The organism is Roseibium album, assembly GCF_965233825.1.
Classification (GTDB): Bacteria; Pseudomonadota; Alphaproteobacteria; order Rhizobiales; family Stappiaceae; genus Roseibium; species Roseibium album.
The window spans coordinates 4,501,645-4,522,023 of record NZ_OZ247583.1 but is presented as its reverse complement, the minus strand read 5'-3'; the positions used below and the strand labels follow the sequence as shown (position 1 = coordinate 4,522,023).

General features: G+C 54.5%; 9 protein-coding genes and 1 pseudogene. 4 read left to right on the top strand and 6 right to left on the bottom strand.

Going from position 1 to position 20,379, the window contains the following annotated elements; all coding sequences use genetic code 11:
* The first annotated feature begins 85 nt into the window (after positions 1-85).
* Positions 86-649, top strand: coding sequence for a phosphatase PAP2 family protein (locus tag ACO6TI_RS20500; protein ID WP_196892327.1), 564 nt, complete (start codon positions 86-88; stop codon positions 647-649).
* A 38-nt stretch (positions 650-687) separates the two neighbouring features.
* On the opposite strand, the gene ACO6TI_RS20495 is transcribed toward ACO6TI_RS20500, so the two are convergent.
* Both ACO6TI_RS20495 and ACO6TI_RS20490 read right to left on the bottom strand, forming a co-directional pair.
* Positions 688-2,904 (bottom strand): ATP-binding cassette domain-containing protein, encoded by a 2,217-nt coding sequence (locus tag ACO6TI_RS20495; RefSeq protein ID WP_196999841.1) that lies wholly within the window; start codon positions 2,902-2,904, stop codon positions 688-690.
* Positions 2,901-4,634 carry a peptidase domain-containing ABC transporter gene (locus ACO6TI_RS20490; RefSeq protein WP_422383225.1) on the bottom strand — a complete coding sequence of 578 codons (1,734 nt, stop codon included), beginning with the start codon at positions 4,632-4,634 and terminating at the stop codon, positions 2,901-2,903. Before ACO6TI_RS20490 ends, ACO6TI_RS20495 begins: the two co-directional genes overlap by 4 nt.
* Positions 4,635-4,821: 187 nt before the next feature.
* Between ACO6TI_RS20490 and ACO6TI_RS20485 the strand changes: the two genes are divergently transcribed.
* Positions 4,822-13,614 (top strand): cadherin domain-containing protein, encoded by an 8,793-nt coding sequence (locus ACO6TI_RS20485; RefSeq protein ID WP_422383224.1) that lies wholly within the window; start codon positions 4,822-4,824, stop codon positions 13,612-13,614.
* 112 nt (positions 13,615-13,726) lie between these two features.
* Here ACO6TI_RS20485 and ACO6TI_RS20480 read toward each other — a convergent pair whose 3' ends face one another.
* The 3 genes and pseudogenes from ACO6TI_RS20480 to ACO6TI_RS20470 all read right to left on the bottom strand — a co-directional run bounded on the left by ACO6TI_RS20480 (position 13,727) and on the right by ACO6TI_RS20470 (position 16,024).
* Entirely contained in the window at positions 13,727-15,046 is a 1,320-nt protein-coding gene (locus tag ACO6TI_RS20480) for an HlyD family type I secretion periplasmic adaptor subunit (protein WP_422383223.1), read from the bottom strand.
* Between the two features lie 324 nt (positions 15,047-15,370).
* Positions 15,371-15,526: pseudogene (gene paaB / locus ACO6TI_RS20475) on the bottom strand (1,2-phenylacetyl-CoA epoxidase subunit B); the annotation flags it as partial.
* Between the two features lie 18 nt (positions 15,527-15,544).
* Positions 15,545-16,024: a DUF3291 domain-containing protein gene (locus ACO6TI_RS20470; RefSeq protein WP_422383222.1), complete on the bottom strand. Its 480-nt coding sequence runs from the start codon at positions 16,022-16,024 to the stop codon at positions 15,545-15,547.
* Positions 16,025-16,140: 116 nt separating this feature from the next.
* Between ACO6TI_RS20470 and ACO6TI_RS20465 the strand changes: the two genes are divergently transcribed.
* Positions 16,141-17,388 carry a zinc ABC transporter substrate-binding protein gene (locus tag ACO6TI_RS20465; protein WP_282046700.1) on the top strand — a complete coding sequence of 416 codons (1,248 nt, stop codon included), beginning with the start codon at positions 16,141-16,143 and terminating at the stop codon, positions 17,386-17,388.
* 60 nt (positions 17,389-17,448) lie between these two features.
* Here ACO6TI_RS20465 and ACO6TI_RS20460 read toward each other — a convergent pair whose 3' ends face one another.
* A complete protein-coding gene (locus ACO6TI_RS20460) occupies positions 17,449-19,437 on the bottom strand; it encodes a L,D-transpeptidase family protein (protein WP_104701886.1) in 1,989 nt (662 codons plus the stop codon).
* A gap of 458 nt (positions 19,438-19,895) precedes the next feature.
* Between ACO6TI_RS20460 and ACO6TI_RS20455 the strand changes: the two genes are divergently transcribed.
* Positions 19,896-20,375, top strand: coding sequence for a hypothetical protein (locus ACO6TI_RS20455; protein WP_196892345.1), 480 nt, complete (start codon positions 19,896-19,898; stop codon positions 20,373-20,375).
* Positions 20,376-20,379: the final 4 nt, after the last annotated feature.

Below are 20,379 nucleotides of genomic sequence, written 5' to 3'. Positions count from 1 at the left end.
CGTATTCATCGTGTCAGCTGCGCAAGTGCAGGCTTCTGAGCTTGTGAATTCGTTGTTACCCGCCGCAAGTGTGGATTCAACGGGCATGATCAAAGACCCCCCTGCGCTTGGAACGCCGAAATTCCACGAGGAGATGTCTACCGTGCTTTGGCTGCAGGAAACCCGAACACCGCAGCAAACGAAATTCGTGGAAACAACACTCGATCTTGAAAGGTTTGCACCTATTGTCGGCGGTGCGATCTTTGAAGTCGACGGCCCTGCCCTGAAAGTGTTGATCGACAACGCAATCGACGAAGTCCGGGCAGATTATGACGCCGTCAAAGGCATTTATGATTATCCGCGTCCGTTTGAAATCAGCTCGGCTGTCGAGCCCCTTGGCGATGCGCGGCCTGTTGCGTCTTATCCGAGCGGACATTCCATTCGAGCCGTCGTATATGCGAGGCTGCTCGCAGAAATCTTTCCCGAAAAAAGCAATGAACTTATGGATCTTGCGACTCGCATCGGACATGGGCGTGTCGTTGCAGGTGTGCACTACCCGATGGACGTGTCTGAAGGTCAGAAACTCGGGCACGCTTATGCGGATGCAATTGTTGCCGGACCGGTGTTTCAGCAAACAGCTTCCCAAATCCGTGCAGCCGGCTCATCATGAGAACACCTTGCCGGCGCGTGTACCCGAGCGCGCGCCGGTTACCCGGCCTTAGCGGTCTGTCCCATCAGAACAGGTACAACCTGAGACGGCGGCCCCATCATTGCGATCTGGCCCGCATTGAAGACCACAACACGATCGGCCATTTTCATGTGACTTGGACGCTGGGTGTTGATCAGGATGGTCGCCTTGCCATGAAGCGCCTGCATCATGTCCATGAATTTACGATCACCATCGAAATCCAGATGCGTTCCCGGGTTGTCAAACAGATAGAGCGGCACGTCCTTGACAAGCGCACGGGCCAGCACAATCCGCTGCTTCATGTTGTCCGGGATCTGTTTGAGAATTTCCCCGTTCAGGCGTGTTTCGAGACCCTCGAAATTATCGTTCAGATACTGCAGCAATCCAAGCTTTTCTGCGATTTCTTTCAAACGGATGTCGCTCGCTCCAGGTTCCGAGAGCAGAAGGTTCTGCTTGACCGTTCCATAAAAGAAATCAAAATCATCGGTCGCATATCCGATTTTGGAGCGCCATTCACCGGCATCCAGCTGGCGCACATCGAGACCGTCAAACAGTATCGAGCCGACCTGCGGCTGGAAAAGACCGGTGATTGCCTGGAAAAGCGTCGACTTGCCGGAACCGCTCGGTCCGGTGATGGCGATCATTTCCCCCTGTTGCACTGTCAGGTCGACACCCTTCAAAGATGCCTCCGTTGCGCCTGGATATCTCAGAACGAGAGAAGAAATCTTCAGGTCACCTTGCACATCGCGGGTGATCTTGGACATGTGGCCCGGTTCACGCTCGAGCGGCACTTTCATCAGATTGTCGATCTGCTCCAGAACCGTTCTGCTCTGGGCTAGCTGCGTTATGCTCAGGAAGGCCTGGTTCATCGGATTGAGAACACGCCAAGACAACGCCATCGTTGCGATCAGGGCACCCAGACTCATGTTGTCGTTCATGACCTGCATTGCGCCTATTCCAAGTACAAGTACGCCGCAGACTGTCATGAGTGTCTGGGAAATCGTTTGCAGCAAATGCGTCAGGTTGCGGGCGTGAATATTGAGCCTGTTGAAACTGGCCGATAGGTTGGAAAACCTGTCCAGCCAGGTGTCTTCCACAGACAGGTTCCGCAGCGCGCGCTGGTTCCGGAAGGTCTCGATCATGAAACTGTTCAGTTTCGATTTCTGCTCTCCGACGGCAGCGACCTCGCGCTGAACCTTTGGCAGTACATAGACCGCAATCAGGGCATAGATCGTGAGAAGGGCGAGCGGTGGCAGAGCCACAGGTCCACCGATCAGGAAGATCGCAACGATGAAGATCAGCGTAAACGGAAGATCGATGACCGCGTTGAAAAGCGAACTCTGAAACATATCACGCACACTGTCGAAATAACGCAAACGCATGACCTGCGTTCCGATAGGTGCTTCCGACAGCATGGCATAGGGCAGATGCAGAATGCGTTCGAATGTCATGTTCCCGACGATGGCGTCAATTCGTCCACCGAGATAGGACTGCAGAACGTTTTTTGTTCGTCGAAGCGCTATTTCGCTAAGCAGAACAATACCGATCCCGACAGCCATCGTGATCAGAACGTCTATGGATTTTGCGCCCATGGCCTTGTCGTAGATAGCCATTATGAACAAGGGAGGCCCAAGTGCGACGATGTTAAGAACAAATCCGATTGCGAGAATGGAGACAATGCTGGCCCTGAATTGCTTCGATGCACTCGATGACCAGCTGCGATTGCCCTTGACCTGGCTGTTTTCTTCCCGTTCTTCGGAAACGACGTATACGTCCTGCCGGGCAACCTCCCTTGCCGTCAAGACAACCGCTTGGCCCGTCTCACCGGAATAGGCCCTGAACTCTCCACTTTCGGTCTTGCTGGCCAGAACCTGAATGTCGTTGTGTGTCACCCGCAAACAGGGAAGTTGGGCTTCCGTGAGTTCCGTGGCTTTACCGCGATATAACTTCGAAGAAACATTGATCCGGTTCAGAACGATCCGAAAGTCCTCAATAGTTTCAATCCGGTCGAAGTGGGGAAGCGCTTCAAACAGCAGACGATCGTTCCCCTGCCAGTTCATCTCGCGCAAAAGCGGCACAAGGCACCTTTCGGCCGGCGTGGTGCCTTCACTCAACCTGCTGAATGCCGTGTCGTTCGCCAATGAGGGATTCAGCTCATCTGACAATTCATTCCATTGCCGGTGAACCGGATTTGTCTGCGGATTCAAGTCATCCAGATCAAAAAGCGCACGGGTCACGCTGAAATTCCCACGTTTCTCGATTGAGAGGTGCCGGTATCGCCGGCAAGTTCGTGTAGTTGGCCATTCTTGAGTTCTATCTGGCGATCCGCGATCGCAAGCATCGATGGCCGGTGACTTGCGATGACAACGGTCAGGGAGCCCTTCAGGCGCTTCAGAGCCTCCACAAGTGCCTTTTCGGCGCGTTGATCCAAAAGTGCATTTGCTTCGTCGAGAATGAGTATTTTCGGTTCGCCAGCCAGCGCCCGGGCAATGCAGATCCTCTGCACGGTGGATGCAGGAACCTTTCCACCCAGATCGGCACCTATCTGGGTGTCATAACCCTTTGGCAGAAGGTGAATTTCCTTCTCAAGACCGATAAGCTTTGCCGCCATCCTTGCATGCGCAATATCCGAAACAGCACCGAACATGGTTATGTTCTCGAGAATTGTTCCGTTGAAGACGGCCGATTTACTGTCGACATAGGCGACCGATTTGCGAAGCGTCTGTTTGTATGGGCCGGAAAAATCATACCCGCCAACGAGCACCTTGCCACGCGTCGGCGACTGCTCGCCGGAAAAGAGTTTCATCAGGCTCGATTTGCCGTTTCCGTTAGTGTCCCTAAAACCAACGAACTCACCCGGATTGATTTTCAGATCCAGACCCGAGAGCAAAGGTCTGCGTCCAACCTGATTTTCCAATGAGGCATCGACCAGTTCCATCGAGCCGTCCGGATCGATGATGCCTGCCTGGTTTTGCTCCACCTCGGGCAGTTCGAACAAGTTTTCTACGTGATTGTAATCGTGTCTCAAGCGCTGCATGTCGGTGAGCTGATTGATCGCGCGCAAAAACGGTTGAACAAACTGGCCGGAAAGCAGCGTACTTGCTGCCACGCCACCTATGCTGAATTCGTTGTTTATGACCATGGCAGCGCCGAAAAGAACGACAAAGACCGTTGTCATGGTTGCAAAGAGCGTTGACGCGTCTCTCGCTTGGCCCGCCAACCGCATGTATCTCGCGCTCAGTTTGGCGGTTTCTTTCTGCAAACGTTCAAAGCGCCGCATAATCAGCGATTCCATCGCCTGCGATTTCACGGTTTTCGCACCGGACAACACTTCGAGGATAAAATCGGATTTCCTGTCGTCCTGCGTGGCTCGGTCTGCAACCAGTTTCTGCAACACTCTGTTCCGATTGACCGCAAACAGAATAAAAATGCCGAGTAGCGCAACAGGAACGATGGCAAGCGGCCCTGCAATGAAGATCAGCACAGCGAGATAGATACTGCCTGCGGGAAGATCGATCGCAAGAAGCCTGCCCTGATCTCCGTAATGGTCTGCGATCGATTGAAGCGACCTGAGCTGATGCACCTGAACGGACACGGCGGTTTTGGCAAAGCGCTCGGGTTTTGCGTCCAGCACACGCCGGAACAGTTCTTTGTGGGCCTGGTGGTTGAAGCTGGCTCCAAGACGACCAACGACCGCAGCACGCGCGACCTTGATAACGCCGTCTGCTGCAAGTACGCACACCACGCCAAGCATCAGAACAAGAAGTGTGTCGGTAGCGGCGTTCGGCAGCACCCGATCATAGACCTGCAAAATGGCGAGCGGCATCGCCAGACCAAGAATGTTTGCAAATATCGAGCCGACGATGACGTCGCGCGGCAACCGTGGTGATGAAATCCACTTGTCGCTCGGCGAATGCTTCACCCTCATGCGGGGCAGAAAGAAAGACGAAAGGATTGATTTCAACATAAGTTAGCCAGAGTGATGTCCACGCCTACACAAAGTGTGGTGCTCCGGTTTAAAAACAGTTTACCTTATAGGGTGTTTTCAGAAATATATTTCCAACAATTCGAAAGTTTCTGCTCAAACTTTTTCGCTTTGTTAAGAACGCCGTCGTTCAGTGTCATTATCGGAAAATGTGCGGACAGGCGACCGAATGGCAAACGACTCCGAAACCCGGGATCCCAAAAACAACAAGCAGCCAGATGAGGAAAACGGCGGATCCGGCTCGACCGTGAGTTCCGATGACTATCTTCATTCCGGAATGCTTGATACCGGGAACGAGCATTTGGGCAAGGCCCACGACTATCACCTGGACCAGGATATGGGCGTATCCAACGAACAGGTGAACGCCAATCTTCACCTTGGCAGCCATGAGGGTGAACCGAACCGCGGCGAAGAAACCCACAACTCCGAAAATTCTTCTGATCTCTCGAGGGATTCAACCGCCAGTTCCAATCTCCCCTCCACCCCCATTGCCGACACCCAGAATGATGCCGGGCAGATCGCAAACGGCGTGTCAGGACTTGCGATTGCGCCGGATGAAACCCTGAAGGGCAACGCACAGACTTCGGAAATCCAGCAGAACGGTTCGACCCCGCGTGTCACCGAGCCCATTCTTCAGCAAGCTTTCAGCGAACCACTACAATCGCAGCCGGAGTTTGGCACTCCGGGCGGCGTTCCGACCTCTTCGGGGCAGTCGGAGGGCAAGTCCGAAGATGTGACTAGGACACCGGAAGCGACAGCTTCGGAGCTGTCCCCCCTCACAGACGTGGACAGTACCCAGAATTCGGTAGATGAGGATGCCGCGATCGGCTCGGCAATAGGTATCACCGCAAATTCGGATGCGTCCGATGGATCAAGTGTGACTTACAGCCTGCTTGATGATGCGGGAGGATTGTTCGCGATCGATCCCGATACGGGTGTGGTGACGGTAGCCGGCGAGCTGGATGCAGAAACCGCCGGAACACACGACATCGTGGTTCTTGCAACAGCGCAGGACGGTGCGTCTCGATCGGAAACGTTTACGATCGCGATTGGCGATGTCGATGAAAGCGATGTGTCGGCCGTATCCGATATTGACGACTCGGCTAACGAAATCGCAGAAAATGTGTCCCAAGGGGCCACCGTCGGCATAACCGCACATGCGAGCGATCCTGATGCAACGGCTTCCGTTCGCTACCAGATTGATGATCCCAGATTTGAAATCGACGATGACGGCGTTGTCACGGTTGCCGGAGGCGCGACGTTCGATGCCGATACCGAAGGTGACATTTCATTCACGGTAACCGCTATCTCCAGCGATGGGTCAACCTCATCGCAGGTCTTCAACCTTGCTGTTTCGGATATCAACGAGTTTGCCGCTTCCCTGGTCGTTGATACGGATGCGACTGACAATTCCATCGCTGAAAATGCCGCTGCTGGCGATATCGTCGGTATCACAGCCTTTTCCGAGGACGCTGATGTCTCCGACACTGTGACTTACTCGGTAGATGACAACCGCTTCGTGGTTTCAGGTGATGGCGTCGTCACGATCGCGGACGGGGTCACGTTTGATGCGGAGAGTGAAGGCTCGATCGACATCACCGTGACCGCCGAATCGACCGATGGATCCAGGTCTGAAGAAACTTTTTCCATCGACGTCACCAATATAATCGACGAGACACCAACCGATATTGAAACTGCCGGCGGGGCAATCGATGAGAACAGCTCGGCGGGCGCTGTCGTCGCCACCCTTTCAACGACGGACAAAGACGCCGGAGACAGTCATACCTACTCTATCACGAACGATCCTTCCGGTTATTTCGAGATTGTCGGAGATGAAATACGGGTCAGCGATGGTGCAAAACTCGATCATGAACGTGCAGACACTCACACGATCACTGTTCAAGTTACTGATGCGGCTGGTCTGACATATTCCGAAGACGTCACGATCACCGTAAATGATGTCAACGAAGCGCCGGCTGCACTGGTCTTGAATGCAAACACCGAAGCCGATTTTTCGGCTGTGGACGGATACACATCCTCTGCCAGTATTTCCGACCGTGGACTTGAGAGCGACAGCAATGTCTTCTCGCTCTCGTTCACGACGGCAGACGATGTGACAACGCCTCAAACCCTGTTTGAAACCGGCGGAAATGTGTACGGGTTGAACGTCGTCATCGAAGATGGGCGCATCAATGTCTATGCGGGTGACGGGAATGATCTGGAACTGAGCGCGGAAATCACGCCAGGCACCGAATACAATCTGGCGCTCGAGCTCGACAAGAACTCCGATACCCTCACTCTGTTGATGTCGGACGAGTTGCCGCTCAACGAAATGGATACTTCCAACAGCCTGGCTGACATGCAAACCGGTTGGACGGACCACGACTGGGATGGCGGCAACCATATCGGCGTCGGCACAATCGGCGGCGGAAGCAGCCAGGGCAACACCGGCGGCGATTTTCTTGGCACCATCAACGGTGATGGCCTGTCTGTCTACGCGAACGCGGGACTTGAAGACTACCTGAAGCCGCTGGTCGATGAGAACAGCGCGTCCGGCACGGTTGTTGCCACGTTGTCAACGGTGGATGAAGACGAAGGAGATACTCATACCTACGAGATCACCGACGACCCATCCGGTTCCTTCGAGATTGTCGGCAACGAGATTAGGGTCAAGGACAGTGCTTCACTCGATCACGAAGCGGCCGACAGCCACACAATCACCGTTCAGACGACTGACTCAGAAGGCCTGACCCATTCGGAAAGCGTCACCATCGCGATCGGAGACGTGAACGAGGCACCGACAGCGCTTGTTCTGAATACCGACAATCATGCTGATTTCATTGCCTGGGACGGCTTCACTTCCGGAACCAGCATTTCGGACATGGGTCTTGAAAGCGACAGCAACGTGTTTTCGATGTCGTTCACGACGGCATCGGACGTGTCCTCAACGCAAACCCTCTTTGAGACCGGTGGCAATGTCTACGGTCTGAACGTTGTCATAGAAAACGGGCGCATTCACGTCTATGCTGGCGAAGGCAACAATCTCGAATTGAGTGCCGAGATTTCTCCCGATACCGAGTACAACTTTGCGCTCGAGCTGAACAAGGATGTCGATACCATTTCCTTGTTGTTGTCCAGCGTTCTCGGGCTTGGAGAGATGAATGTCTCCAACAGTCTGGTTGCGCAGCAGACTGGGTGGACAGATGGCGACTGGGATGGCGGCAACGACCTGGGTGTGGGCACCATCGCCGGGCATAGTCAGGGCCATATCGGCGGAGACTTTCTGGGCACGATCAATGGTGAGGGCCTTTCAGTCTATGCAAACGCAACGCTTTCCGATTTCATGGGAGGCACCGTTACAGAGAACTCCTCAGGTGCAACTGTAGGTGCCTTGTCTGTATCTGATCCGGATGCCGGAGACACACATACCTACACGGTTTCAGATGATCGCTTTGAGATCCTCGGCGGCTCATTGCGCCTGAAATCTGGCGAAAGCATCGATTTTGAATCGGAGCCATCCGTTGAAGTTTCAGTCACCGCGACGGATGCCGGCGGGCTTTCCGTAACTGAAACCTTCACCGTCACATTCGATGATGTTGCTGAAGATCTTCGGCTAAACGACGACGGCGTTACGTTTGTGGATACGGGAGTTTCGGAAACGACCATTTCCGGCGGATCGGGCGACGATACGATTACGGCGCATGAAGACGGTGGCAACATCAAAGGCGGAGATGGTGACGACACGCTTGTCAGCGGAGCCGGCAACGATGTGCTTGATGGTGAAAGCGGCAATGATACGGCGTCCTTCAGCGGCAATCGTGAAGACTACGACGTTGTGGAAAATCCGGACGGCAGCTTTACTGTCACCGACACGCGCGACGGTTCTCCGGATGGCGTAGACACGGTTCGGAATGTCGAAAATTTCCATTTTTCCGACGGCGATATTCCGGCGAGCGATCTTGTCGCACGCGACATTGGTGCTGTGACAGACACGAATGATGCGTCAAATTCGGTTGCAGAAAATGCGGGCACAGGCGCGGCTGTTGGGATCACTGTCAAAGCTACAGACGAAAACGAAAGTGATACAGTCACATATTCCGTCGATGACAGCCGATTTGATGTTGCCGACGATGGAACCGTGACTGTCGCTGCCGGTGCTTCCTTCGATACAGAAACCGAAGGTTCCATCGACGTTACGGTGACAGCCACATCAAGTGACGGTTCTTCATCGCAGGAGACTTTCACGATCGATGTTTCCGACGTGAACGAAACAGCTGTCTCGAACGTGACGGACACGGATGGCGGTGCCAATACCATTGCCGAGAACGCGATTGAGGGAGCGACAGTTGGCATCACGGCCTCTGCGGCCGACAACGATGCTTCTGACACGGTCTCCTACACCGTCGACGACGACCGATTTGATGTTGCAGATGACGGAACCGTTTCCGTTGCGGCCGGTGCTTCGTTCGATGCAGAAACGGAAGGTTCCATCGACGTCATGGTGACGGCGTCATCCTCTGATGGTTCCACATCGCAGGAGACATTCACGATCGGTGTTTCCGACATCAACGAGCATTCCACTTCCGAAATCGTTGATACGGACAGCACTTCCAACACAATTGCGGAAAACGCAACGGAGGGATCTGCAATTGGTGTCACAGTTGCTGCCTCCGACGACGATGTTTCCGACAGTGTTGCCTATTCAGTCGATGACGGTCGATTTGAAGTGGCAGATGACGGCACAATTACTGTTGCTGCCGGGGCCTCATTCGACGCGGAGACCGAAGGTTCAGTCGACGTTACAGTGACTGCAACATCCTCAGATGGTTCCACATCCGAAGAAACATTCACAATCGATGTTTCCGATGTGAACGAAACGGCCGTCTCCGACGTGACGGATACGGATACCGGTGCCAACACTATTGCCGAAGACGCTGGACAAGGTACTACAGTCGGTATCACCGCCTCTGCGTTCGATGCCGATGTGTCCGACACTGTTTCCTATTCCGTTGATGACGACCGATTTGAGGTTGCCGACGACGGAACAGTTTCCGTTGCAACCGGCGCGTCCTTCGACGCGGAAACGGAAGGTTCAATTGACGTCGTCGTCACCGTTGTCTCAACAGATGGTTCGACGTCCCAGGAAACATTCACGATCAGTGTCTCCGATGTCAGCGAATACACAGTTTCCGCGATTTCGGACACCAATGCAGACCTCAACACGATCGCAGAAAATGCCGTTGAAGGGAGTGAAGTCGGCATCACGGTCTCAGCCGTGGATGACGATATTACCGACACGGTCACTTACTCCATCAATGATGGCCGCTTCGAAGTTGCGGATGACGGTTCCGTCACGGTTGCCGCCGGCGCTTCCTTCGACGCGGAGACGGAAGGCTCTGTCGACGTCACCGTGACCGCAACATCCTCTGACGGGTCCACGTCGGATGAAACCTTTACCATCGCTGTTTCCGATGTGAACGAAACAGCCGTTTCCAGCGTGACGGACACGGATGCCGGTGCAAACGCGATTGCCGAAGATGCAGCCGAAGGGAGCGAAGTCGGCATCTCGGTTTCAGCCACTGATGACGATGTTACCGACACGGTGGCCTACACCATTGATGACGACCGCTTCGAAGTTGCAGATGATGGTACCCTTACGGTTGCTGCCGGTGCTTCTTTCGACGCGGAGACAGAAAGCTCTGTCGACGTCACCGTGACCGCAACATCCTCTGACGGGTCCACGTCGGATGAAACCTTTACCATCGCTGTTTCCGATGTGAACGAAACAGCCGTTTCCAGCGTGACGGACACGGATGCCGGTGCAAACGCGATTGCCGAAGATGCAGCCGAAGGAAGCGAAGTCGGCATCTCGGTTTCAGCCACTGATGACGATGTTACCGACACGGTGGCCTACACCATTGATGACGACCGCTTCGAAGTTGCAGCTGATGGTACCCTTACGGTTGCTGCCGGTGCTTCTTTCGACGCGGAGACAGAAAGCTCTGTCGACGTCACCGTGACCGCAACATCCTCTGACGGGTCCACGTCGGATGAAACCTTCACCATCGATGTTTCCGATGTAAACGAAACAGCCGTCTCCAACGTGACGGATACGGATGCCGGCGCAAACGCCATTGCAGAAGATGCCGGAGAAGGCACGACGGTTGGCATTACAGCTTCTGCATCCGACGCCGATGTGACCGACACGGTGACTTATTCCGTGGATGATGCCCGCTTCGACGTGGCAAACGATGGAACCGTGACGGTTGCCTCCGGTGCGCGTTTCGACTTTGAAAGCGAACCGACAATCTCGCTGACACTGACGGCAACTTCGTCAGACGGTTCCAGTTCGCAGCAGACGCTCGACGTCAACGTTACAGATGTCGCAGAGTCTTTCCAATTGAGTGCCGGTCAAACCGAATTCGTCGACGAAGGCGTTGCGGAACCAACGATTACCGGGACAGATGCTGCGGAAACCATCACCGCGCACGAGGACGGCGGCACCATCTATAGCGGCGGCGGCGATGATACGGTTTATGGGAAAGCTGGCGACGACGAAATCATTTTCGGCGAAGGTGCCGACACTGTTTACGGTGGCGGTGGAAACGACTTTATCGACGATCAAAGAGGTGCACAGCCCAACACGGATGCCAACCATCTGGATGGTGGCGAAGGCGATGATACCATCTATGGCGGCGGTGGCGACGATACCATCATTGGAGGCGAAGGCGCGGATCGGCTTTCAGGCGAAAACGATGATGACACAATTGATGGTGGCAGCGGAAATGATGCCCTGTTTGGCGGTTCCGGCGACGACACACTGGAAGGTGGTGCAGGCAACGACTACCTGAGCGGCAGCAGCGGCAACGACACGGCGGTTTATTCCGGAAACCATGCCGACTACTCGATCACCGATCATGGCAATGGTTCTTTCACAATTGCAGACACGCGCAGCGGCTCACCGGACGGGACGGACACTGTCTGGGATGTCGAAAACTTCGAGTTCGCCGACGGTACGCTGTCTGCCTCGGACCTGGTCAATTCAGCTCCGACCGATATCTCATTTTCGGCGAACGAAGGACTTGCACTGACGGAGACCGACGGCGGCAACGGGGTCGTAACGGGTGAAATTGTTTCTGACGGCAGCGGGAACAACTCTGTTGATCATTGGTCTATCAGCCATGATGGCGGCGATCTGACGATCGATGTGCTGGCAAGCGGATTCAATGGCGGCAGCCTGGATAGCAAGATATTCCTTTACAAGGACAATGGCGACGGCACGTTCACGTCTGTGACCAGCAATGACGACGGCGCCGCGGGAAGCGACGGCAGCACAAATTCCCTTGATAGCCTCATCAGCCGAACGGGACTTGAAGCCGGCGATTACATGGTGGTCATCGGTAGCTATCCGCTGAATGACAGCGAGGCGCTGAGTACTTCTTCCGATCACCCCGCATCAGGATCCACCACAGGTCCCTACCAGATTACCATCACAGGTGATGCATCGATCACCGGTTTGACGGAAAACCCCGCTGGTGGCGGAAGCTGGGGAGATCCGGCAAACAACGCTGTTGTTGTTTCCACCGGAGCAGATGCATCGACGATTGCATCCGGCTCGGTTGTTGCCGGAATAGCATCGGTTGCAGATGCCGATGCCGGTGATTCCTTCCATTTCAGCTTCACGGATGACGGCGATGGCGCGTTTGAGATCGACGCAACCTCCGGCGATATCTCAACCACGTCCGAACACGATGCAAAGACGTCCCTCAGCGATACCGTGACCGTGCAGGTGACGGATGCAAACAATGAGTCCTATCAGGAAACGCTCGGTATCGAACTCGGGACGAGTGGTGACGACACAATCAACGGCACTGAAAATGAGGATGTCATTTTCAATTTCGGCGGCAACGATACTGTTGATGGCGGTGCCGGCACAGACACCATGGTTCTGAGCGGAAATCAGGGTGACTACAACATCTACGACAACGGTGATGGAAGCTACACCGTAATCGACACGCGCACAGGATCGCCCGACGGTACCAATACCGTTTCCAACGTGGAAAACTACAGGTTCGCCGACGGCGACGTTCAGGTGGGCGACCTCTCGATGAGTACGGACATGATGCTGTCCGACGCCAACACGACCGGCAACACCATTCATGAAGTGGCTGATGCCGGCACTGAAGTAGGCATTTCGGTATCGGCCATGAACCCGGGTGGAGGTGCCCTCGCCTACTCGCTCAGTGACGACCGGTTCAGTATCGATGCCGACGGTGTTGTGACCATCGCCGACCATGCGTTTTTTGACAGCCAGGTGGAGTCGTCTATCGATCTGACGATCACAGCCAAGTCGACTGACGGTTCCGAGGCGTCCGAGACCTTCTCCATTTCAGTTTCCGGCGACTATGATCAGGATTTTACCGGCGGTCTCGCAAGCGGAAATTTCAACCGGTCCGGACAGTCCTACTCCGTCGACGGTGTCGGCGGTAATGACACGATCCAGACAGGTGACTTCAACGACAGGATCGAAGGCGGATCCGTTGCGGGAGCCGACCAGATCACCGGCAATGGAGGTAAAGACCTTCTCTTCGGCGAAGGCGGCCAGGATACGATCATGGGTGGTGACGGCAACGACATCATTGTCGGCGGGGCTGATGACGACAGCCTCCATGGCGGCGATGGATCCGATCTTTTCATGCACGGACTTGGGGACGGCAACGATGCCATCTACGGCGGTACCGGAAGTGCGTGGACCGACGTTATCGATCTCGGAGGTGGTCCCGGCGTCACATCAGCTGGAGAGTACGGGACAGACTGGACTGTTACGATAACCAGCGGGTCGATTGAAAATACCGACACGGACAGCGGTCGTCTGGAACTTTCAGACGACGCTGTCGGCTCGATCGACTTTACCGACGGTTCAAAGGTCGAATTTGCAGAGATTGAAGAAATACGCTGGTGAACGTTAGATCCGTTCTTCAAGATTGCAAAACAATATGATTGCGCAAGACCCCGCCAGAAGAGCGGGGTCTTTGTTCATAATTCAGCAAATCATGGTTTGGGATCTTGTCGAACTATCGTTCGCTCAACGGATCTCCGATGGCGCGCGTGACCGGTTTCAACAGGTATTGCATGACAGATTTCGAACCGGTGACAATCTTGGCATCGACAACCATGCCGGGTGAAATCGTTTCTTCTTGTGACCCCTTGCCGATCATGTTGGACGACAACGGAATCTTGGCTTTGAAATAATAGTTGCCGTATTCATCTCTGAAACTTGATGCGGACACGACAGAAACTTCGCCCTTCAACGTCCCCTGAATGTTCGGGTCAAATGTCGTGACGGCTATCTCCGCCTCGTCGCCGACTTCCACATGCCCGATGTCTCTGGGGGATACCCGGACTTCCGCTACAAGGTTACTGTCGCTTGGAACGATTTCAGCGACCACATCGCCCGGAGCAACGACACTGCCAGGACCCTTGAGGTTCAGCGTCTTGACATGACCGCTGGCAGGCGCTCGGACGTATAGCCGGTCAAACCGGTCTCTTTGTTTTTCCGCCTCGAATGCCAGTTCACTGCGTTCCTGAACCACCCGACTGCGTTCTTCCGCCAGTTCTTCTGCTTCGACCGCAATGAAACGTTCCAGGCTTGCCTTGGCTTCAGCCAGTTGCGCTTCAGCCCGGCCTTTTCGTCCGATAAGTTCACTGAGTTCACTCTGGGCGATCTGGTGCGCTGACTTTGCGTCCAGGAAACGCCGCTTGGACGTATATCCCTGATCAAAGAGTGACTCCTGAATTGCGAATTTTTCCTGCTCGATTTCTACCTGCGTCCTTTGAAACGAGATTCGCTCAAGGACACTGGCCAGTTCAGCTTCCTTTTCGTTTATCCGGGCCTTCAATGCCTGCTGCTCTTGCTCGATAGCCTTCTTTTGAGCTTCCAGAGCGGCCTGCTGCGCTTCGCTGAAATCGAAGTCGCCGGAAAACCTCGGGTCGCCGTTCTTCTCTTCCCGAGAGTAGTTCGTTAGGCGTTGTTCTTCTCGCGCAAGGAACTGGAGCCTGGTGCGGACTTTTTCCAGGTCGTTTGAGGTTGCGGATTCCTGCAGCCGGACAAGGGGTGTTCCCTTTTCGACCAGTTGCCCTTCTTCAACTAAAACTTCTGCAACGATGCCGCCTTCAAGATGGCCGACGGTCTGAATCTTGCCGGCAGGGACAATTTCGCCCGAAGCCTTGGCAACCTCACGTACCTGCCCAACGATGGACCAGCCGAGAAAGGCCGCAGCTCCAAGAGACAGCACCTGCAGGATGCGCCGGTAGGCGAAGGGCGGCGGCCCGTCTTCCAGTTCCAGGGGCATGTCCAGGGAATAATCTTGCTTGGCGGATTTTCGGGAAAACATGACGCTCTACTATCACTCGGTACCTATGGTGAGAACTGTGCGCCCTTAAAGTAAACATCCGCTGAATCAACTCGTTAGAAAGTCAGCACGATGTGCAGGACACACAAGTCTCATGGAGGAGCAACTGAGGTGTCGTCGTCGTTGGTTCTGTCAATGGTGTTGAACATGACCAGGCCGGTGTTTCATTTCTTCCTTGCCTCAAGGTGTGGGCGCCGGCATCAAGGCCTCCCTGAAACTGGGATGGGGTAGACCTTCCTGAGACCATGTCCTTTGTATGGATCCAAAACCTCATCGGAGGTGGTCATCCGGAAGGATGGGACAACCCCAGATGGAGACGTTCTTCTTTCTGCGGGTGTAAACATCGCGTGCATGTTTGAGCGCCATGGCGGCGTCCGGTGCATGAAGGGACCCGACATGCCTGTGGTTCAGACCGTACTGTCCCCGGATGAACGCTCTCCAAAGCGGCCATTCGCTTCCCATCGTCCAGACTTTCGATCGTCAGGCGGCGGAACTATCACACAACTCAGTTCTCCAGAGGCCGGACGACTTTGCGTAGTCCCAACCAAATGCCTCGTCAGATGCGCCCTGGGTGTTGAGCATCTCAAGTCTTGCCAGGGCCTCATTCAAATCCGGTTCGTGCCCGACGGACACCGGCCACATGACGAAGTGCATCTTATCCATGGCATCAAACCACTCCGCCTTGCGTGCATAAATGCGCTTGTGGATCGTCTGGAATACAAATCGCTCCAGTGAATCGATATCTCTCCATACCGACATGTTGGCAATGATGTGCGGATCATTCATCACGACCACGTCTGTCGCGGTGGCATCAAGCTCAAGACGCCAGATGAAGCCGTCACTGCGTTCAGCGGCGGCATTCACACGGTCGAGGTTGTTGACGAAATCAGCAATCCGCGGGTCGTCAATGTCGTGCTTGAGACGAGCGATATTCAACTCTGCCACGTGTTGATCTGCCATCTTGACCATTCCCACATTCCCTTCCCGACCTGACCCTGAAAGACGCTTGCGTGGATGATATGTGAACGTTATAAAGTTACGCGTTACAAAATTACATCCACCGGACACCTTCCCGAATGGCCTCTTTTATCATGATTTCAAATCCCGTTCGCAATTCAAAGCGCTTGCTTGCACAAACTGCAATCGCCGGATCCTTCGCGCTTGCGGCAACGACCATGTCTGCACATGCCGAAGCGCCTAATGTCGTGACGACCATCAAGCCGCTCCACTCGATCGCCTCGGCGGTCATGGAAGGTGTCGGCAAGCCGCACATCATCATCGATGGCGCTGCCTCGCCGCACGGCTTCGCGCTCAAGCCTTCCCAGGCGTTCCTGCTGCAGGGAGCCGACGTCGTTTTCTGGATAGGACCGTCCCTCTCTGCTTCGCTTGCAAAGCCCATCAGCGCCATGGCTGCCGATGCAACTACCGTTGAACTGATGGATGTGGCCAATATGGATCATCTTCCCTATCGCGAAGGTGCCAATTTTGACTCTCATGATCATGGAGATCATGAAGATCATGCCTCGCATGAAGATCACGATGAGCACGAAAAACACGCTGATCACGAAGAGCATGATGATCATGATGATCATGATGAACACGCGGATCATGAGGATCACGGCGACCATAGTGAGCATGCGGATCACAAGGACCATGACGAACACGAAGAGCATGACGAACATGAGCATGAAGGTGCTGAAAAGGAACATGCGCATTCCGAACACGCCCATGATAGTGAGCACGAGCACGAAAAACATGCGGATGCAGGCCATGCTGACGAACACGGTCATGATCACGAAGGCGCAATGGACCCGCATATCTGGCTGAACCCGGACAATGGCATTGCCATTGCCGCTGTCATGGCAGAAACTCTTGCCAAGACCGACCCGGACAATGCCGAAATCTACAAGAAGAATGCAGCCGCATTTGCAGAACGTATTGAAACGCTGGAAACGAAAATCGCAGAGACGCTAAAGCCTGTCGAAGGCAAGAAATTTGTCGTTTTCCATGACGCCTACCATCATTTCGAACATCACTTCGATTTCGAAGCAAGCGGCGCGATAACAATTTCGCCGGAAACCGTCGCCAGTGCCAGCAGGGTTGCCGAAATACAGGATCAGATCAAGGATCTGTCCGTGACCTGTGTTTTCCAGGAGCCACAATTCGATGCGAAACTGGTCGATGTCGTCCTGGAGGGAAGCGATGCCCGCAAGGGAACGCTCGATCCTCTCGGTACGGAACTTGACAACGGGGCGGACCTTTATCCTGAACTTCTGTCCAGCCTGTCAGCCTCACTGAATTCCTGTCTTTCAGGCCAATCATGAGTAAATGAAAACGCCGGGCGCGTTGCCCGGCGTTTTCATGTCTGGTCGTTCGATTTTTTTTCAGCTCGCGTTTCTGGCCTTTTCCCGCGCTGCCTCGGTCTTTCCGATCGCTTTCAGCAAGTGGCGGTCGCGGTCGTAGATGTCAGAGTAGTAGGCGATCCCGCTGCCTTCCTGTTCCGGCCATGCGGTGAAGTAGGAAACATAAACAGGAATATCGCCTGTTACCTGTTCCTGCTCGTTTTGCCCCTCGGCAATCCTCGACGCGACGTAGTCCTTCGACTTTCCAAGGACAGCGGCGGCCATGCCTTGAGGGTCGTGCAGCCTGATACAACCGTGGCTGAAGGCACGTACATCCTTGTTGAAGAGGTTTTTCGACGGCGTGTCGTGCATGTAAATATGATGCTCGTTCGGGAACAGAATTTTGACAGCGCCGAGAGCATTTGAACGGCCGGGATACTGACGTACATTGATGGATTGCTGTTTGGCGGCGACTGCATACCAGTCCACCGACGCCGAAGAGACCTTCCGCCCTCTTGGTGTCGTGACTTCGTATCCGGCGCGGTCGAGATAGGACGGGTCACGTGCGAGTTTCGGCAGCATTTCATTGACGATGATCGAGTATGGCACCCCCCAGTACGGGTTGTACTCAACAACCTCGATCTGGTCGTAAAAGAAGTTTGTCTGGTTTGACTTTTTACCAACGACCACCCGCATGGACAGCGGGTCCTCACCCGGGGCCGTGTAGGTCGCCGTGAATGCAGCCTGGTTGATGAACACCTTGCGCGCGCCGAGTTCCTCCGGGATCCACCGGCTGCGCTCCATCGCAAGTTCCACCTTGGCGATCTTGGCAGCGTTGGTCTCTCCGACCAGGGCATTGATCGTGTTTTTTCCGACGATCCCGTCCGGCGTCAGGTCGGCCTCCTTCTGAAAGGCCTTAACAAGTGCAATCAATTCCGGGGAATAAAGATCGCTGTCATCGTAGGCTGAAAGTGTCTCGGCATGTGCAGTCAGCAGATCCTGCGATCCGTTTTTTGCAATCGCAGCGACAATATTCTTCATTTCCGGGCTGGATTTGCCGGCTTTCAGGAATGTCCCTGGTGCGATGACAATCTGCCCGGCATCCTCATCTTCCGATTTCAGCCGTTCCAGTTCTGCAGTCAGCTTGCGGAAATGCTCGTTCTGCGGCTGATGGCCAGCCAGTTCCTCCGGGACGTCTGCTGCTTTTGCAAGATCCGAGAGGGCGCCGACCAGATCAACATCGTGTCGCGGCAGATCATGGTATTGCGAAATTCTGTTAGGGTCGACCCGGCCGCGCGTTGCGTCCAGCACATAGGTCATCGCCGCCGCACTCAGTTCCATTTCAAACCGCATCAACGCAGCTTCTTTTTCAGCCGCGCCGAGACCTGAAACAGCTGGGGGTGCAACAAAATAATCTTCCGGGACGAGTGCGAATTTGCCAGTCGCCGCCATGGCCTTGCGCATTTGCTCGGCCTTGGGTGTTGCTTGTCCGTCTTTCACCCAGACAAAATCGGGATGTTCCCTGTAATAGGCGATCAACGCTTCTCCGACTTCCGGCAAAACAGTCAGGGACAGTTCCTTGAGTGCCGGGCGTGCGCGGTCGAAGTTCGTAAGCACGACGGGTTCGACCGGAACAATGTCTCTTTCCACTGTTGCCGTGTCGGCAGGCTCGACGCTCGCGTCTGCCGGCTTGATCTCTGCGGTCTTCTTTTCAGAAAGCGGTGCGAGCGAAACAACTTTCCACTTGTCGGGTGTGTAGTTGAGATAGCGCGGTGCGGACACTTTCACCGTGGCGGCCTTTTTACGCAGCTGCTCCTGCTTCTGGCGTTCCTGCTGCCTGCGATGATTTTCAGGATTGAACAGGCGCTGAAACAGTCCCTGCGCGGCGGCGTGTTCGGTACTTGCGACACCGAACCCCGTTGCAAGCACCGACGCCATGAGACAGGCCTTGATCGAGTTTTTCATCGCGGTTCGGAAGCGGTTTCCAGTGTCCGTTTCATGGAACCCGTTCACGCGCACGTCTTGTTTCATATCGCTTGCCTGCATTGCCTAAACCCACAAGTCAAAAGTCGGCCTGATGTCAGATCCGTTGCCCATTCAGCCGGACAACACATCCTCACTGCCGTCAAGAAATCGCCCGGAAGACCGTCCTTCCGCACCTTCTTCTTGCATCGGTTTCCGGCTCAACTCCGCACATCTTTGCTGGAACTGTGACGCGAAACGCAAGAAGCAAACTGGTTAATACTATAACAGGCTTGATCAGGGGGTTAAGGGCAAGCGTCATTCACACCTTTTAAATTCAATTCAGTGTGACGATTTTGTCTCTAAGAGAATATCCCCTGTGTTCGGCAGATCAATTTTTTAAATTGTATGAATAACTTAGTGCCAACAAAAAAGCTCTCACCCGTGATGTTCATCACGGCCACGCGGCGCCTTTAAAACTAGGAACGTGAGTACAAAACCGAACATTATTATCCGGAGCGCAGCGAATGCCGTTTCAATTCAACATCGGGGATCACGTTTCGCCCCAGGCCGGATTCGTTGAATTCAGCGCGCCACAACACGACCAGCTGAAATGGTGCCGGAGCAAATTGTTCAAGATGGTCGCCGGAAACCTGAGCTGCGACGACTATTTCCGCTCACTGCCGAACAGCAGAACGCTCACCGACCTGATAAACGACAGCAGCATCTGGGTGAATTACGGGCCGGGTATCGCAACACCGTTCTACGGCAAAACGTATTCTGCCTCCGGCGAAATAGGTATTGCGGACAGCGCTTTCAGGATGGGCCGCTGGACTGTCCTTGCAACGATCATCCATGAGCTTGCCCATGTAAATGGTGCGCCCGGTCGGGGTGGAGATACGCGCGCTGAGGAGGCGGTCTATCATTGCGGGCTGGCAACTTCAGACGCGTCTTACGGTCTCGACGAGGTTCCTGGAACACCCTGCTATCCGGAATACGGAGACTGAAAAC

Excerpts from the sequence above, each read along its gene's own strand:
- ACO6TI_RS20500 (WP_196892327.1), top strand. The coding sequence starts at position 86 with ATGATCAAAGACCCCCCTGCGCTTGGAACGCCGAAATTCCACGAGGAG.
- ACO6TI_RS20490 (WP_422383225.1), bottom strand. The coding sequence starts at position 4,634 with ATGTTGAAATCAATCCTTTCGTCTTTCTTTCTGCCCCGCATGAGGGTG.
- ACO6TI_RS20485 (WP_422383224.1), top strand. The coding sequence starts at position 4,822 with ATGGCAAACGACTCCGAAACCCGGGATCCCAAAAACAACAAGCAGCCA.
- ACO6TI_RS20480 (WP_422383223.1), bottom strand. The coding sequence starts at position 15,046 with ATGTTTTCCCGAAAATCCGCCAAGCAAGATTATTCCCTGGACATGCCC.
- ACO6TI_RS20470 (WP_422383222.1), bottom strand. The coding sequence starts at position 16,024 with ATGGCAGATCAACACGTGGCAGAGTTGAATATCGCTCGTCTCAAGCAC.
- ACO6TI_RS20465 (WP_282046700.1), top strand. The coding sequence starts at position 16,141 with ATGGCCTCTTTTATCATGATTTCAAATCCCGTTCGCAATTCAAAGCGC.
- ACO6TI_RS20460 (WP_104701886.1), bottom strand. The coding sequence starts at position 19,437 with ATGAAACAAGACGTGCGCGTGAACGGGTTCCATGAAACGGACACTGGA.
- ACO6TI_RS20455 (WP_196892345.1), top strand. The coding sequence starts at position 19,896 with ATGCCGTTTCAATTCAACATCGGGGATCACGTTTCGCCCCAGGCCGGA.